The following is a 15,003-nucleotide window of genomic DNA, read 5'->3' as shown; positions in this document are numbered from 1 at the left end:
AAATTACTGCCACAATGACTCCATGCTGCAAAATGTCGCCGTCCTGCTGCTGGACGAGGTCCACCCCTTCGAACTCGGCGTGCTGTGCGAGGTGTTCGGCCTCGACCGCAGCGAAGAGGGGCTGCCGGTGCACGATTTCGCGGTGGTCTCCGCCGAGGGGCCCCGGCTGAGCACCCACGCGGGCTTCACCATCAGCACGCCCTACGGCCTGGACCGGCTGGAGGAGGCCGACCTCGTCGCCGTCCCCGCGAGCGGCAACGTCATGGCCCGGACGTATCCGGAAGAGGCCCTCTCGGCGCTCCGCCGGGCCGTGGAGCGCGGTGCGCGGGTGCTGAGCGTCTGTTCGGGGGCGTACGTCCTCGGCGCGGCCGGGCTGCTGGACGGCCGCCGCTGCACGACGCACTGGCGGCACGCGGCGGATCTGGCCCGCCGCTACCCGAGGGCGATCGTGGAGCCGGACGTGCTCTACGTCGACGAGGGCCCGGTCATCACCTCGGCCGGGACCGCCGCCGGGATCGACGCCTGCCTGCATCTGGTCCGCCAGGAGTACGGGCAGGACGCGGCCAACACCATCGCCCGGCGGATGGTGGTCCCGCCGCACCGGGACGGCGGCCAGGCGCAGTACATCGACCGGCCGCTGCCCAGGAACGCCTGCGACACCGTCGGCGCCACCCTGGCGTGGATGGAGCAGCACCTCGACCGGGAGATGACGGTGGAGCAGCTGGCCGCGCAGGCGCACATGTCACCGCGCACCTTCGCCCGGCGGTTCCAGCAGGAGACCGGGACCACGCCGTACCGCTGGCTGCTGCGGCAGCGGGTGCTGCTGGCCCAGCACCTGCTGGAGACCTCCGACCGGACGATCGACACGATCGCGGGCCAGACGGGCTTCGGCACGGCGGCGACGCTGCGGCACCAGTTCGTGCGCACGCTCGGTACGACGCCGAACGCCTACCGCCGGACCTTCCGGGGCCCGGCGGCCACGGCCGACGCCGCCTGAGGGGTCCTCAGTCGTTGGGGACGGTCTCGTAGCGCGGCGTGCCCTCTTCCATCTGCCGCAGCGCGTCCTTGCGCTCCCGCTTGGAGAGCCGGTCGATGTACAGGTAGCCGTACAGGTGGTCCGTCTCGTGCTGGAGGCAGCGCGCGAAGTAGCCGGTGCCCTTGACCCGGATCGGGTTGCCCTTGGCGTCCTGGCCGCGCACCACCGCGTAGTCGGGGCGGGCGAGGGAGGCGTACGCGGTCGGGACCGAGAGGCAGCCCTCGTTGGAGTCGTCGAGCACCCGCGTCTCGGGTGGCAGCTCCTCCAGGACCGGGTTGCAGACGACGCCCGTGTGACGCTTGCCGTCGTCGTCCGGGCAGTCGTAGACGAAGACCTTCAGGTCCACGCCGATCTGGTTGGCCGCGAGGCCGACGCCCTCGGCGGTCTTCTGGCTGGCGAACATGTCGTCGATCAGCTGGGCCAGCTCGTCGTCGAACGCGGTGACGTCCTTGCACTCCTTGTGCAGCACCGGGTTGCCCACGACCGTGATCGGACGCGAGGTGCCGCGCGCACGGTAGGCCGCCTCGCGCTCCTCGCAGTCCTCGGTGTCGACGACGAACCCCTCGTCGTCCACGTCGATCCGCCCGTCCGTCTCCTGCTGCGACATGTCCGCCGTACGCCTTCCTGCAAAACCTGGGGGTACCGCACCGCGATCGGTGCGCCTACAGCCTACGGGCAGCGGTCAGCAGACTTCTTCGAGATCCCGCCACTCGCGGCTGTCCGGGCTGTCGGCGACCCAGCCGTCCAGCAGCCCGCGCACCAGTCCGGCGGGGGCGGCGAGACCGCACTCGCGCTCGGGCACCCAGAGGTCGCCGGCCCCGGCGGTGCGGTGGCCGAGGGGTCCCGGGTGGCCCGGCTCGCTGTGGTCGTGCGGGTCCAGGTGCTCCCCGTCGCCCTCGTCGCTCTCCATCCGGCTCTCGGAGCACGCCCGGCACAGCAGGCGCACGGACGAGGACCAGTCCTCCGCGGCGAACCCGGCGTCCGATGCCAGCTTCTCCAGCGCGTCCCGGTCCTCCTCGGTGGCCGCCTCCAGCAGCACCACCCAGGTCGGCACCGGGGACGGCGCCCACAGCTCGATCTCGTCGAACACCGGGTACGCGGGCCCGGCCGCGGTGACCCGCTCGCCGTTGGGCACCCCGTCGTGCAGGACGACCTCGCCCCAGCGCCGCCCCGAGGACGGCAGCGGGATCGACAGCACCTCGATCCGGGCCGGGTCGAGCCGGCGGCCCCAGACCACCTCGGCCTCGCCCTCCGGCGAGAGCCGCACGGCGGCGCTGCCCAGCTCCATGCCGGTCGGCTCGGTGGTGGCCGCGCTGTGCTGGCCGCCGCCGGGGACCTTCAGTCCGTACGCCTGCCAGGCCCGCCGCGCCAGCGGCCAGTCCTGGAGCGCGGTGGCCGCGATCCCCACGTTCCACCAGTCCGGGGCGCCGGACTCGCGGTCCAGCAACGCGACCGCCCGCAGGCCCGCCGCGCGGGCCTGCTCCCAGTCGTGCCGGAACTTGTGCAGCAGGGCCAGATTGAACCAGGACTCCGAGAGCCAGGGCTCCAGATCCGCCGCACGCGTCAGCAGCGCCCCCGCGTCCTCGTACCGGCCGTCGCCGATCAGCGTGAACGCGCGGTCCGTGGCCTGCCGCCAAGAGGCGGACGGCCGATGCCGTACCTTCCCGAAGATCCTCACGATTCCCGCCTGTCCCGACTGGACACCCTCGTCATCCACTCTGCTTTCGCATCCAACCATGCCCGGCCGGACGCCCGCTCATTACCCATGGGTTACCCAGCTCCGGCCCGGGTCAGACCGCCCCGCGCCAGGACGCGTCCCAGCGCCTCGACCACCTGCGGCTGGTGGTCGTGCCCGGTGCCGAGCCTGAGCTGCTCCAGCGCCCCGAGCGGCCCGCCCACGCCTTCCCCGCACAGGTCGTCGTATGCGTTGACCGTCCTGACGATCCTGGCGGCGAGCGGTTGTTCCCGGTAGGGATCGGCCTGCTGCTCCACCACCGCCGCGGCCTCCGGATCGGCCCCGGTACGGCGGACCACCGCCCCGCCGAGCAGGGCGATCCGGCGCTGCTCGGCGGCGGGCAGCCGGGCGGTCGCCCCACCGGCGACCGGGTCGACGAGGGAGAGCTGGCCGATGTCGTGCATCAGGGCGGCGTGTTCGAGGACGGTCAGCCGGGGCCCGGTCAGCCCAGCTCCCGGCCCACCGCGATGGCGAGTGCGGCGACCCGGCGGGCGTGGCCGGGCGGCGTGGTCGCCCCGATGGCGGTCCCGATCCCGGCGAGCGCGCGCACCTCGTCGACCAGGAGCGATCCGTACGGGGGCAGGGCGCCGGGCCCCTCGGCGCGGGCCGCCGAACGCACCAGGAGGGCGGCGAGCACAGCGTCGCAGAGGGCGGTCAGCGCCAGGACCGCGAGCGGGAACAGCGGGAAGTACGGTCCGTCGCCGAACCAGCGCTCGGCCTGCCCGGAGGCGTACGGCGGCTGGAAGCAGAGCGCCGCGAAGCCCACGGTCAGGGTCCGGCGCGCGGCCCGGTCGGCGTCCGTGCGACGGCCGCGCGCCCTCGGCGGTACGGCGGCGAGCGCCTGCGCGGCGGCCACCACGGCGACCACCTGGAGCGCCCCGTGCGCGGTCGGCCGCCCGGCGCTCCGTGACGGCGGCGTCGGCGGCGCTCCAGCCGTGTCGGCGCAGGGCGCGGTCCAGCGCCCCCACCATCCGGGGGTCGAACTGGCTGCCCGCACACCGCTCCAGCTCGGCGAGCGCGGCGGAGACCGGGCGGGCGCGGCGGTAGGAGCGGGTGGAGGTCATCGCGTCGAAGGCGTCGGCGACGGCCACGACCCGGGCGGACTCGGGGATGCGCGAGCCGCTGAACCCGTACGGATAGCCGCTGCCGTCGAGCCGTTCGTGGTGGTGCAGGATCGCGTCGCGGGCCTCGTCCAGGAAGCCGATGCCCCGGACGATCTCGTGCCCGTACTCCGGGTGCAGCTCCATGACGCGCCGCTCCTCGGGCGTGAGCGGCCCGTCCTTGCGCAGCACCCGGGTGGGGACGCCGAGTTTGCCGATGTCGTGCAGGATCCCGGCGAACCGGAGCCCCTCCACCCGGCGCTCGTCCATGCCGAGTTCACGGGCGATCAGAACGGAGGCCCGGCCGACGCGTTGCTGTGGCCCCGGGTGTAGGTGTCCTTGATGTCGACGGCGTGCACCAGGGCGCGGACGGTGGCGCGGCGGGCGGTCTGTTCGCGGTGGTACTGCGCGAACGCCCAGCAGGAGAGGTGCGTCGGGAGCAGCACGAGGAGCGCGGAGAGCGGGCCGTACGGGCTCCGCCACAGGACAGCCGTCATCAGCCCGGCGAGCGCGTGCACCAGATGCGGACCGAGCGCGAGGGGCAGGAGTCCGTACACGCTGCGGTGCACGGGCCTGCGTTCCGCCGCCGCGAGGACGAGGGAGTCGAGCGCGGTCAGCACCAGGCTGAAGGCGACCGCCGCGGCGCAGGCGGGCAGCAGGGCGCGGGGGAAGTCCGGGGCCGCCGGACGGCGAGCGGCGCCCGGCCGCCGCGCAGCCGAGCCCGAGTGCGGCCAACAGCACAACCGTGCCCCAGGGAACCGGGGCGTCGGGGGCGTACGCGGGAAGCGTGCAGCAGACCGCGCAGAGGACGGCGGCCAGGATGCAGGCACGCGCCGCCGCCGGTGTGCCGCTCACGCCCGCGCTCGCCCCCCAGCATGGTCGATGGACGCGCCACGCTAGCGAGGTGTGCGGCTCACCGAGCCGCTACGGATCCGATGAGCACATTCGGGTGACTATTCGGCGGCGGTCGCCGACCGGTCCGTGTCCTGCACGGTCACGTCCTGATCGGGCACGGCCTCGCCGGCCCGGATCAGGTCGATCCGGCCCATCACCTTGGAGCGCAGGTCGGTCGGGACGTCGTCCTGTCCGCAGCAGCGCTTGACCAGCTTCTTCACGGCCTGTTCCAGGCCGTACTTCTCCAGGCACGGGGAGCACTCCTCGAAGTGCACCTCGAACTTGGTGCAGTCGCCCTCGGGCATCTCCCGGTCGAGAAACTCGTAGAGATGGTCGAGGACCTCCGAGCAATCCGTCTCGTGCGGCTCTCCGCAGCTCATGAGGCCGAGCCCTTCCGATCGTCCGAGTCACCGGCACCGGCCGCGACGAGCCCGCGCTCACGGGCGTAGTCCTCCAGCATGCCGCGCAGCTGGCGACGGCCGCGGTGCAGCCGGGACATCACCGTACCGATGGGAGTCCCCATGATGTCCGCGATCTCCTTGTAGGCAAAGCCCTCGACATCGGCGAGATAGACGGCGATGCGGAACTCCTCGGGAATCGCCTGGAGCGCCGACTTCACGTCGGAGTCCGGGAGATGGTCGAGGGCCTGGGACTCCGCCGAGCGCAGACCGGTCGACATGTGCGACTCGGCCCGGGCCAGCTGCCAGTCCTCGATCTCCTCGGCGGCGCTGCGCTGGGGCTCCCGCTGCTTCTTGCGGTACGAGTTGATGAAGGTGTTGGTGAGGATGCGGTACATCCACGCCTTGAGGTTGGTGCCCTCACGGAACTGGTGGAAGGAGCCGTACGCCTTGGCGTAGGTCTCCTGTACCAGGTCCTCGGCATCGGCGGGGTTGCGCGTCATGCGCAGCGCGGCCGAGTACATCTGGTCGAGAAAGCCGAGCGCGTCCCGCTCGAAGCGCGCGTTGCGCTCGGCGGGCGTCTCGGGTGCGCGGCCGTCGTCGGTCCCTGTGTCGGTCCCAGTGACCGGACCCACCTCCTCCAACGATGTGGCGGAGCCGAAACCGGACCCGCTCGCCTCGGAGAATAGTCGACCTTGCCTGGTGGCGGCCTGTCGATTACCCGCGCCCAGGGTCCGCTCGGAGGTGGTCTTCGCCGCGGGCAGCACGGTCCACTCCAGGTCAGCGGCGTTCGAGCGGCTGGGGCAGATGGTCGAACCCATGCGACGGACTCCCTCTCCACGTACGACGTTGTTGTACCGACGTCCCGAACAACAGCGCCCCGGCGCGGAGCATTCCCGGGGCCGCTGACACGCGTGCGACGGCCGTGCCGGCCGGTGGGCACTGGGTCATCCGAGTGACGTGAGCCACCCGGTTACCGCTCGGGTGAGGATGCCCATCGCCTGTTCCTCGGTCAGGCCGGACCTCTTCGGCACCGCGAACCCGTGGTCGCCGTGGGGCACTTCGGCCAGCGTGTACGAGCCGGGCGGGAATTCGCCGGGCTTGCCGAACGGGTCGTTGCCGCCCTGCACGACCAGCGTGGGCACGCCGGTGCCGAGGAGTTCGTCGGCGCGGGACTTCTCCGGCTTGCCCGGGGGGTGCAGCGGGAAGCTGAGCGCGAGGACGGCCGCCGCGCCCAGTTCGGTGGCGGTCCGGCAGGCGACGCGGGCCCCGGCGCTGCGGCCTCCGGCGATGACGGGGAGCCCGGGGGCGGCAAGGGCGGGCCACAGTCCGCGCCACCCGGTGTCCAGGGTCTTCGGGGCGGGTGCGACCTTCTTGCCCGCCACCCGCCAGGGCTGCTCCACCAGGGCGACGGTGACGCCCTGTCCGGGCAGGGCGGCGGCCAGCGCCTTCAGGTCGCGGGCCTCGATCCCGCCGCCCGCCCCGTGGCTCACGGCGAGCACGCGGCGGGGTGCGGAGGCGGGGACCCAGGTGATCCGGGCCTCACCGGCGTCGGTGGTGACGTTCTGCGTACGTGGTTGACGGCTCACCGCGCCATCCTCCCCCGCGCACGCCCCCGAACAGCGTGGACTCCCCCGCGCACCTCAGAACAGCGTGGACTCCTCCGGCGCCGCCAGCTCCTCCAGCAGTTCGGGCCCGTTGTTGCGGACGTTGCTGACGGCGGTGGCCACCGGGTAGGCGCGCATCAGCCCGCCGGGCGGCGGCTCCAGCAGGGCCCGGAGCTCGTCCTCACCGGTGCGCGAGGGGTCCAGCCAGGCGTCCCAGCGGTCCGGGGTGAGCATCAGCGGCATCCGGGGGTGGATGTCGGCGAGCGCGCCGGGCCCCTCGGCGGGGGCGACGGCGAGCGGCGTGGTCTCCGCCTCGGTGGTGATCACCGAGCACGTCACCCACCAGGCGTTCTCGTGGTCGCCGGGCAGGGTCGTGTCGCGCCAGAACTCGTACAGCCCGGCCATCGCGAAGACGGAGCCGTCGGCGGGTGTGACGAAGTACGGCTGCTTGCGGGGCCGCTTCTTGCCCTTCTTCTCCTCCTGCTGCCGCTCCTCCGCGCCGGTGACCCACTCGTAGTAGCCGTCGGCGGGCAGGATGCAGCGGCGCTGGGCGAAGGCACGGCGGAAGGAGGGCTTCTCGTGCACGGTCTCCGCGCGGGCGTTGATCATCCGGGCGGCACCGTCGGGGGTCTTGGACCAGGACGGTACGAGTCCCCATTTCAGGGCGCGCAGCTGGCGAACCGGACGCTGGTCGTCCGCGTCTTTGACGGGACGCTCCAGAACCGCGTAGACCTCTTTGGTCGGCGCCACGTTCCAGTCCGGCTCCAGGGTCTCGGTGGGCTCCCACTTCTCGACGCCGAAGAGTCCGGTCAGGTCCTCGGGCTTCCGACTCGCTGCATACCGTCCGCACATGAGTGCCAGACTGCCACGACCGCCCCCACCGACCGCAAGGAGTCGCCCGGCCAATGAACAGCACCGAATTGGGCGATCTGTGGGATCGCGTGACCGGCACCCAGCCCGCTCCCGAGCAGTGGCTGGTGGTGGTGACGGCCACGCTCGGGCTCATCGCGGTCGTACCGAACCCGATATGGCGCCTCGCCCGCAACACGATCACCATCGCGCACGAGGGCGGCCACGGTCTGGTGGCCCTGCTCACCGGGCGGCAGCTCTCCGGCATCCGGCTGCACTCGGACACCAGCGGGCTGACCGTGAGCCGCGGCAAGCCGACGGGGATCGGCATGATCCTCACGGCGGCGGCGGGCTACACGGCCCCGTCCCTGCTGGGCCTGGGCGGCGCCTGGCTGCTGACGAACGGCAGGATCACTCTCCTGCTGTGGGTGGCGACGGCCCTGCTCGCGGTGATGCTGGTGATGATCCGCAATGTGTACGGGGCCCTCACCGTCATCCTGACCGGCACCACGTTCCTCCTGGTGTCCTGGCTGGCCTCGTCGGACGTGCAGTCGGCGTTCGCGTACGTGGTGGTGTGGTTCCTGCTGCTGGGCGGGGTGCGGCCGCCGTTCGAGCTCCAGTCCAAGCGGCGGCACGGCGGCGCCCCGGACTCCGACGCGGACCAGCTGGCCCGGCTCACGCACGCCCCGGCGGTGCTGTGGCTGTTCCTCTTCCACGCGGTGTCGCTGTGCTCGCTGATCGGCGGCGGGCGGTGGCTGCTGGGCTGGTGAGGCCGGGGTGGCCCCTCCGGTGCGGACCACTCTCGGATCACGGGACGGTTTACGCCCTTTTGGCCAGGATCCAGGTCGGCGTAAAGCCACTAAAGTGATGGCCATGACCGAGAGTTCCGTGCAGCCCGCCCTCTGGCCCGCCCCTCATGCGAGCGGGGCCGTCGACGCGACCGTCACCGTGCCCGGATCGAAATCGGTCACCAACCGCGCGCTCGTGCTGGCCTCGCTGGCCGCCGAGCCGGGCTGGCTGCGCCGCCCGCTGCGCTCCCGCGACACCCTGCTCATGGCCGACGCGCTGCGCGCCATGGGCGTCGGCATCGAGGAGACCGTCTCCTCCTCGTCCGCGAGCAGCCCGTCCGCCGCGGCCTCCCCGGACAGCTCGGGCGAGGCCTGGCGGGTCATCCCGGCGGGACTGCACGGCCCGGCCACGGTCGACGTCGGCAACGCGGGCACGGTCATGCGCTTCCTGCCGCCCGTCGCCACGCTCGCCGACGGCCCGATCCGCTTCGACGGCGACCCCCGCTCCTACGAGCGCCCGCTGACCGGGGTGATCGAGGGCCTGCGGGCGCTCGGCGCGCGGATCGACGACGACGGGCGCGGCGCGCTGCCGCTGACCGTGCACGGCGGCGGGGCGCTGGTGGGCGGCCCGGTCTCGATCGACGCCTCGTCGTCCTCGCAGTTCGTCTCGGCACTGCTGCTGTCGGCGCCGCGGTTCAACCAGGGCGTGGAGGTCCGGCACACCGGCGCCGTGCTCCCCTCGATGCCGCACATCCGGATGACCGTCGACATGCTGCGGGCCGTCGGCGCCCAGGTGGACGAGCCGGAGACGGGCGGTGAGCCCAACGTCTGGCGGGTCTCCCCCTCCGCCCTGCTCGGCCGGGACCTGACGATCGAACCGGACCTCTCCAACGCCCAGCCGTTCCTGGCCGCGGCCCTGGTGACCGGCGGCCGGGTCACGATCCCGGACTGGCCCGAGCGCACCACCCAGCCGGGCGACGCGCTGCGCGAGATCTTCACCGCGATGGGCGGCTCCTGCGAGCTGACCGAACGCGGACTGGCCTTCACCGGTACGGGCCGGATCCACGGCATCGACGTGGACCTCGGCGAGGTCGGCGAGCTGACCCCGGGCATCGCGGCGGTCGCCGCCCTGGCCGACTCCCCCTCCACGCTGAGCGGCGTCGCCCATCTGCGGCTGCACGAGACGGACCGGCTGGCGGCGCTGACCAAGGAGATCAACGAGCTGGGCGGCGATGTCACCGAGACCGCCGACGGGCTGCACATCCGCCCGCGCCCGCTGCACGGCGGCGTATTCCACACCTACGACGACCACCGCATGGCCACCGCCGGGGCGATCATCGGCCTGGCGGTGAAGGGCGTGGAGATCGAGAACGTGGGCACGACCGCCAAGACCCTGCCGGACTTCCCGGACATGTGGACCGGGATGCTCGGGATCTAGATCATGCGCCGCTACGGGAAGAACCCCGACGAGGACGACATCCGCGTCCGCCCCAACCGCAAGGGCAACCGGCCGCGCACGCACATCCGGCCCAAGCACGAGGACGCCGAGGACGGGATGGTCCTCACCGTCGACCGGGGCCGGCTCACCTGCCTCGTCGACGGCCGGACCGTGGTCGCGATGAAAGCCCGCGAGCTGGGGCGCAAGGCCGCCGTGGTGGGCGACACCGTCTCCATCGTCGGTGACCTCTCCGGCGAGAAGGACACCCTGGCCCGGATCGTGCGCATCGCCCCGCGCCGTACGGTGCTGCGCCGCACCGCCGACGACGACGATCCGTACGAGCGCGTGGTCGTCGCCAACGCCGACCAGCTGGCGATCGTCACCGCGCTGGCCGACCCGGAGCCCCGCCCGCGCATGATCGACCGCTGTCTGGTGGCGGCGTACGACGGCGGGCTCACCCCGCTGCTCGTGCTGACCAAGTCCGACCTGGCGTCGCCGGACAAGCTGCTGGAGGCGTACACCCCGCTCGGCGTCCCGTACATCGTGACCAGCCGCGAGGAGCTGGAGGACGGCGACGCGGCGGAGCGGGTGCGCGAGCTGCTGGAGGGCAAGGTCACCGCCTTCGTCGGGCACTCCGGGGTCGGCAAGACGACGCTGGTCAACGCCCTGGTTCCGAAGGACCGGCGGCGGACCACGGGCAACGTCAACGCCGTCACCGGCCGGGGCCGGCACACGACCACCTCGGCCCTCGCGCTGCCGCTGCCCGGCGACCGGGGCTGGGTGGTCGACACCCCGGGCGTGCGCTCCTTCGGGCTGCACCACGTCGACCCGTCGCGCGTCATCAACGCCTTCCCGGACCTGGTGCCGGGCACCGAGGAGTGCCCGCGTGGCTGCACCCACGACGCGGACCAGCCCGAATGCGCACTGGACGCCTGGGTGGCCGAGGGGCACGCCGACCCGGCGCGGCTGGACTCCCTGCGCCGGCTCCTCGCCACCCGCGAGAGGCGCGAGGGCGACTGACGGAGCCAGAGCCTCCCGCACGGACCGTACCGAGCGGAATCGGCCACGGCGCCCGGGCATGTTTGCCGACTTCAACGACCGGTGAAGGCATAATCGCACCGAGTGGGACGAAGCCGTCACCTATGCGGGAGGCAACTGACGATGGCGTGGCTGCTGGTCGTGGTCGCAGGACTGCTGGAGACCGGCTTCGCCGTGTGTCTGAAGCTCTCGCACGGATTCACCCGGCTCTGGCCGACGATCGCGTTCGCCGTCTTCGCGCTCGGCAGCTTCGGGCTCCTGACCCTGGCGCTGCGGAAACTGGACGTCGGCCCGGCGTACGCGGTGTGGACCGGGATCGGCGCGGCCGGGACCGCGATCTACGGCATGATCTTCCTCGGCGACGTGGTCTCCACCCTGAAGCTGGTGTCGATCTCCCTCGTGATCATCGGTGTGATCGGCCTCCAGCTCTCCGGGTCGGCCCACTGAGCCCCGCCCGCTCCCGAACCGCGGGCCCCTCCCGGACCGCCGGCCGCGCCGCCTCCCGGACGAGTCGGAGCGCGCGGCTGTCCGCGGCGTCGTCGCCCGGCACCGGAACGGTCACGCAGGACAGCGCGAGGCGCAGGACGATCTCGCAGCGGTCGGCGGCGACCCCGGGCGACGCCGCCGCCATCCGGTCCCGTACCAGCGCGAGCAGTTCGTCGGGCTCCGGCGGCGGCTTCCCGCCCGTACGCCCCCGGGATCCCGGCCGCCGGTCCGGGTGGGGCAGCCCCTCCGCCCAGTGCCCCGTGAGCAGCGCCCTGACCAGCGCGTCCTGGCGGGCGGCCCGCAGGGTCCAGAGCGCGACGGCGGCCGGACGATCGGGCGCGGGGGCGGTCAGGGCGCGGTCGACCCCGGCGAGATAGCCCTCGGCGGCCCCTCGCAGAAGGGCCCCGGCCAGTCCGCCCTTGGTGCCGAACTCGTTGTAGAGGGTCTGGCGCGAGACATCGGCCAGGGTGGCGACGTCGGCCATGCGCACGGCGCGCCAGGGCCGGTCGGCCAGGGCCCGGAGGGCGGCGTCCAGCAGGGCCTGCCGCGCTGTCGGCATCGTCGCCTCCCCCGCCCCGGGATCCTGCCGTTCAGGGTTGACGCGCCCCCGGGGGCTGTCAAGGGTTCCGGGCAACAGGGGCGCTGTGGCCCGCGTCCGGCGGCGCTGGATACTGTGGCGGCATGCCCGACTACCACGATGATCTGCGCCTCGCCCACGTACTGGCGGACGCCGCCGACGCCGCGACGATGGACCGGTTCAAGGCTCTCGACCTGAAGGTGGAGACCAAGCCGGACATGACTCCGGTGAGCGAGGCCGACAAGGCCGCCGAGGAGCTGATCCGGGGCCATCTGCATCGGGCCCGCCCGAGGGACGCGATCCTGGGCGAGGAGTACGGGGTCGAGGGCTCCGGTCCGCGGCGCTGGGTGATCGACCCGATCGACGGCACCAAGAACTACGTGCGCGGGGTGCCGGTGTGGGCGACGCTGATCTCGCTGATGGAGGCGGGTGACGAGGGCTTCCGGCCGGTGGTCGGCGTGGTCTCCGCGCCCGCGCTGAACCGGCGCTGGTGGGCGGCGAAGGGCGCGGGCGCGTACACCGGCCGCAGCCTCACCTCCGCGACCCGGATGCACGTGTCGAAGGTGGGGCGGATCGCGGACGCCTCGTTCGCGTTCTCCTCGCTGTCGGGCTGGGAGGAGCAGGGCCGCCTCGACGGCCTCCTGGACCTCACCCGGGCCTGCTGGCGGACGCGGGGTTACGGGGACTTCTGGCCGTACATGATGGTCGCCGAGGGTTCCGTGGACATCTGCGCGGAGCCGGAACTCTCGCTGTGGGACATGGCGGCGCCCGCGGTCGTCGTCCAGGAGGCCGGCGGCAGGTACACCTCGCTGGACGGGGAGGACGGTCCGGGCGGCGGAAACGCGGCGGCCTCGAACGGCCTCCTCCACGACGAGCTGCTGGGCTACCTCAACCAGCGCTACTGAGCTGCGTACACGCCCCCGGCGCGCGCCCGCCCACCCCCTTGTCGACCCGCCCCAAGGGTGCAACTCTGAGAGTCCCCCCACTTGTGAACTTGTGAATCGACTCACAGAGTCGGCTCACCGAGGAGGTGGCTCGATTCATGCTCGTCCGTGACGCCATGACCACGGTGGTCCTCACCATCGGCCCCACTCACACGCTCCGCCAGGCGGCCCGGCTGATGTCGGCCCGGCGCATCGGGGCAGCTGTCGTCCACGACCCGGACACCTGCGGGCTCGGCATCATCACCGAGCGCGACATCCTCGACGCGATCGGATCGGGGATGGATCCCGACCGGGAGACCGCGTCCGCCCACACCACCACCGACGTGGTGTTCGCCGCCCCGGCCTGGACCCTGGAGGAGGCCGCGGAAGCCATGACGCACGGAGGGTTCCGGCACTTGATCGTGCTGGACGGCGCCGGCCCGGTGGGCATCGTGTCGGTGCGCGACATCATCCGCTGCTGGGCGCCCGCCCGTCGCCGTACGCCCGCCGCGGCGGCAGGCTGACGTCTGCCGGGGGCCGAAACGACCGCTGGGCCGGACCCCCGCGAGGGGGTCCGGCCCACCGTCGACGACAAGCGTCCGGTCAGCCGCGAAGGGCCTGGACCGCGGCTTCCAGCCGCTTGCCGAAGTCGCCGTCCGCCTGGCGGAAGTTGTCGATCGCGCGCTCGGCGATGCCGTCGCGCGAGACCTTGGCGATGAACCCGGCGAGGTTCTCGACCAGCCGGACCTTCTCGTCCTCGGAGAAGAGCCGGTAGAGGTCGCCCGCCTGCACGAAGTCGTTGTCCTCGGCATGGCTGGGAGCCTCGGTGCTGCCGGTGGCCCCGGTGACCGGGACCGGCTGCCACAGCGGCCGGTCGGTCTGGGTGGGGCCGCCGAAGCTGTTGGGCTCGTAGTTCTTGGCGCCCCTGTGCCGGCCGTCGTAGAGGAAGCCGTCCCGGCTGTTGGTCCGCGCCTCGGTGGCGTGCGGACGGTTCACCGGCAGGTGGTCGGCGTTGATGCCGACGCGGTAGCGGTGGGCGTCGCCGTACGCGAAGAGGCGGCCCTGGAGCATCTTGTCCGGGGACGGGCCGATGCCCGGCACGAAGTGAGCGGGGCTGAAGATCGACTGCTCGACCTCGGCGAAGACGTTCTCGGGGTTGCGGTTGAGCTCCAGCTTGCCGATCTCGATCGGCGGGTAGTCCGCGTGCGGCCACACCTTGGTGAGGTCGAACGGGTTGAAGCGGTACGTCGCCGCCTCCGCCGCGGGCATGATCTGGACCTGCACCGTCCAGGATGGGAAGTCACCGCGCTCGATCGCCTCGCGCAGATCCCGCTGGTGGCTGTCGGGGTCCTCACCGGCGAGCTTGTTGGCCTCGGCCTGGGTGAGGTTCTTGATGCCCTGGTCGGTCTTGAAGTGGTACTTGACCCAGAAGACCTCGCCGGCCTCGTTGTTCCACTGGTAGGTGTGCGAGCCGTACCCGTTCATGTGGCGCAGCGTGGCCGGGATGCCGCGGTCGCCGAAGAGCCAGGTCACCTGGTGCGTCGACTCGGGCGACAGCCCCCAGAAGTCCCAGACGTTGTCCGCCTCCTGCGAACCGGTGTACGGGTCGCGCTTCTGGGTGTGGATGAAGTCGGGGAACTTGATGGCGTCCTTGATGAAGAACACCGGGGTGTTGTTGCCGACGAGGTCGTAGTTGCCCTCCTCGGTGTAGAACTTCAGCGCGAAGCCGCGGGGGTCGCGCACGGCGTCGGCGGAGCCGAGGTTGCCCGCCACGGTCGAGAAGCGCAGGAAGGTCTCGGTCTGCTTGCCGACCTCGGAGAGGAACTTCGCCCGGGTCCACCGCGAGACGTCGCGGGTCAGCGTGAAGGTGCCGTACGCGCCGGCGCCGCGGGCGTGCACGACGCGCTCCGGGATGCGCTCGCGGTTGAAGTGCGCGAGCTTCTCCAGCAGCGCCTGGTCCTGGACGAGAACAGGACCGCCGGGGCCCGCTGTCTCACTGTTCTGGTTGTCGGCGACCGGCGCGCCGGCCTCCGTCGTCAGCGGTCCCTGCGTCACGTGCGCCTCCTGCGTCGTATCCCTGCACAGCGGTCGATCCTGTACAGCCCTGTCCCTTGGCCAATGCCATTCTCGATCC

Annotated in this window: 15 protein-coding genes and 2 pseudogenes; 7 read left to right on the top strand and 10 right to left on the bottom strand. The window is 72.4% G+C overall.

Annotated elements, in window-relative coordinates; all coding sequences use genetic code 11:
- Positions 1-22: 22 nt before the first annotated feature.
- The gene (locus RNL97_RS22500) at positions 23-997 is read left to right on the top strand and encodes a GlxA family transcriptional regulator (RefSeq protein WP_030576851.1); all 975 of its coding nucleotides are present in this window, start codon (positions 23-25) and stop codon (positions 995-997) included.
- 7 nt (positions 998-1,004) lie between these two features.
- On the opposite strand, the gene def is transcribed toward RNL97_RS22500, so the two are convergent.
- The 8 genes and pseudogenes from def to RNL97_RS22460 all read right to left on the bottom strand — a co-directional run bounded on the left by def (position 1,005) and on the right by RNL97_RS22460 (position 7,622).
- The gene (gene def / locus RNL97_RS22495; RefSeq protein ID WP_030576849.1) at positions 1,005-1,643 is read right to left on the bottom strand and encodes a peptide deformylase; all 639 of its coding nucleotides are present in this window, start codon (positions 1,641-1,643) and stop codon (positions 1,005-1,007) included.
- Positions 1,644-1,718: 75 nt separating this feature from the next.
- Positions 1,719-2,714 (bottom strand): tetratricopeptide repeat protein, encoded by a 996-nt coding sequence (locus RNL97_RS22490; protein ID WP_006127468.1) that lies wholly within the window; start codon positions 2,712-2,714, stop codon positions 1,719-1,721.
- Between the two features lie 92 nt (positions 2,715-2,806).
- Positions 2,807-3,678: pseudogene (locus RNL97_RS22485) on the bottom strand (HD-GYP domain-containing protein); the annotation flags it as partial.
- A pseudogene (locus RNL97_RS22480) lies at positions 3,635-4,686 on the bottom strand (HD-GYP domain-containing protein); the annotation flags it as partial. The pseudogenes RNL97_RS22480 and RNL97_RS22485, both read right to left, overlap by 44 nt.
- Before the next feature lie 138 nt (positions 4,687-4,824).
- The gene (gene rsrA, locus RNL97_RS22475; RefSeq protein ID WP_006127465.1) at positions 4,825-5,145 is read right to left on the bottom strand and encodes a mycothiol system anti-sigma-R factor; all 321 of its coding nucleotides are present in this window, start codon (positions 5,143-5,145) and stop codon (positions 4,825-4,827) included.
- Entirely contained in the window at positions 5,142-5,798 is a 657-nt protein-coding gene (locus RNL97_RS22470) for a sigma-70 family RNA polymerase sigma factor (RefSeq protein WP_010061546.1), read from the bottom strand. The genes rsrA and RNL97_RS22470 overlap by 4 nt, the downstream gene beginning before the upstream one ends.
- A gap of 312 nt (positions 5,799-6,110) precedes the next feature.
- Positions 6,111-6,752: an alpha/beta hydrolase family protein gene (locus tag RNL97_RS22465; protein ID WP_243315084.1), complete on the bottom strand. Its 642-nt coding sequence runs from the start codon at positions 6,750-6,752 to the stop codon at positions 6,111-6,113.
- Positions 6,753-6,806: 54 nt separating this feature from the next.
- Positions 6,807-7,622, bottom strand: a complete 816-nt coding sequence (locus RNL97_RS22460) for an SOS response-associated peptidase (protein WP_313751113.1) — start codon at positions 7,620-7,622, stop codon at positions 6,807-6,809.
- Positions 7,623-7,675: 53 nt separating this feature from the next.
- On the opposite strand from RNL97_RS22460, the gene RNL97_RS22455 reads away from it, so the two are divergent.
- From RNL97_RS22455 to RNL97_RS22440, 4 genes are all read left to right on the top strand, one after another.
- Positions 7,676-8,389, top strand: coding sequence for a M50 family metallopeptidase (locus tag RNL97_RS22455; RefSeq protein WP_030576837.1), 714 nt, complete (start codon positions 7,676-7,678; stop codon positions 8,387-8,389).
- 103 nt (positions 8,390-8,492) lie between these two features.
- Complete coding sequence (aroA, locus tag RNL97_RS22450; protein WP_030576834.1) at positions 8,493-9,845, top strand: 3-phosphoshikimate 1-carboxyvinyltransferase; 1,353 nt, start codon at positions 8,493-8,495, stop codon at positions 9,843-9,845.
- A 3-nt stretch (positions 9,846-9,848) separates the two neighbouring features.
- Entirely contained in the window at positions 9,849-10,865 is a 1,017-nt protein-coding gene (rsgA, locus tag RNL97_RS22445; protein WP_243315082.1) for a ribosome small subunit-dependent GTPase A, read from the top strand.
- A gap of 141 nt (positions 10,866-11,006) precedes the next feature.
- The gene (locus RNL97_RS22440; protein ID WP_030576828.1) at positions 11,007-11,330 is read left to right on the top strand and encodes a DMT family transporter; all 324 of its coding nucleotides are present in this window, start codon (positions 11,007-11,009) and stop codon (positions 11,328-11,330) included.
- Here the strand turns inward: RNL97_RS22440 and RNL97_RS22435 are convergent.
- Positions 11,287-11,928 carry a TetR family transcriptional regulator gene (locus RNL97_RS22435; protein WP_030576825.1) on the bottom strand — a complete coding sequence of 214 codons (642 nt, stop codon included), beginning with the start codon at positions 11,926-11,928 and terminating at the stop codon, positions 11,287-11,289. The genes RNL97_RS22440 and RNL97_RS22435 overlap by 44 nt on opposite strands.
- A 122-nt stretch (positions 11,929-12,050) precedes the next feature.
- Here RNL97_RS22435 and hisN point away from each other — a divergent pair, with 122 nt between their 5' ends.
- A complete protein-coding gene (hisN, locus tag RNL97_RS22430) occupies positions 12,051-12,851 on the top strand; it encodes a histidinol-phosphatase (RefSeq protein WP_243315080.1) in 801 nt (266 codons plus the stop codon).
- A gap of 137 nt (positions 12,852-12,988) precedes the next feature.
- On the top strand, positions 12,989-13,393 hold the full coding sequence (locus RNL97_RS22425) for a CBS domain-containing protein (protein WP_243315078.1): 405 nt from the start codon (positions 12,989-12,991) through the stop codon (positions 13,391-13,393).
- A 79-nt stretch (positions 13,394-13,472) separates the two neighbouring features.
- On the opposite strand, the gene RNL97_RS22420 is transcribed toward RNL97_RS22425, so the two are convergent.
- Positions 13,473-14,924, bottom strand: coding sequence for a catalase (locus RNL97_RS22420; RefSeq protein ID WP_243315076.1), 1,452 nt, complete (start codon positions 14,922-14,924; stop codon positions 13,473-13,475).
- Between the last annotated feature and the right edge of the window lie 79 nt (positions 14,925-15,003).

The sequence above is a fragment of the Streptomyces parvus genome (assembly GCF_032121415.1).
Classification (GTDB): domain Bacteria; phylum Actinomycetota; class Actinomycetes; order Streptomycetales; family Streptomycetaceae; genus Streptomyces; species Streptomyces globisporus_A.
The sequence above is the reverse complement of the archived record's forward strand: the minus strand, read 5'-3'. Positions and strand labels throughout refer to the sequence as shown.

What these genes read in the sequence shown, in the direction of transcription:
- RNL97_RS22500 (WP_030576851.1), top strand. Translation starts at nt 23, where the DNA reads ATGCTGCAAAATGTCGCCGTCCTGCTGCTGGACGAGGTCCACCCCTTC.
- rsgA (WP_243315082.1), top strand. Translation starts at nt 9,849, where the DNA reads ATGCGCCGCTACGGGAAGAACCCCGACGAGGACGACATCCGCGTCCGC.
- RNL97_RS22440 (WP_030576828.1), top strand. Translation starts at nt 11,007, where the DNA reads ATGGCGTGGCTGCTGGTCGTGGTCGCAGGACTGCTGGAGACCGGCTTC.
- RNL97_RS22425 (WP_243315078.1), top strand. Translation starts at nt 12,989, where the DNA reads ATGCTCGTCCGTGACGCCATGACCACGGTGGTCCTCACCATCGGCCCC.
- RNL97_RS22435 (WP_030576825.1), bottom strand. Translation starts at nt 11,928, where the DNA reads ATGCCGACAGCGCGGCAGGCCCTGCTGGACGCCGCCCTCCGGGCCCTG.
- RNL97_RS22455 (WP_030576837.1), top strand. Translation starts at nt 7,676, where the DNA reads ATGAACAGCACCGAATTGGGCGATCTGTGGGATCGCGTGACCGGCACC.
- def (WP_030576849.1), bottom strand. Translation starts at nt 1,643, where the DNA reads ATGTCGCAGCAGGAGACGGACGGGCGGATCGACGTGGACGACGAGGGG.
- rsrA (WP_006127465.1), bottom strand. Translation starts at nt 5,145, where the DNA reads ATGAGCTGCGGAGAGCCGCACGAGACGGATTGCTCGGAGGTCCTCGAC.
- RNL97_RS22460 (WP_313751113.1), bottom strand. Translation starts at nt 7,622, where the DNA reads ATGTGCGGACGGTATGCAGCGAGTCGGAAGCCCGAGGACCTGACCGGA.
- aroA (WP_030576834.1), top strand. Translation starts at nt 8,493, where the DNA reads ATGACCGAGAGTTCCGTGCAGCCCGCCCTCTGGCCCGCCCCTCATGCG.
- hisN (WP_243315080.1), top strand. Translation starts at nt 12,051, where the DNA reads ATGCCCGACTACCACGATGATCTGCGCCTCGCCCACGTACTGGCGGAC.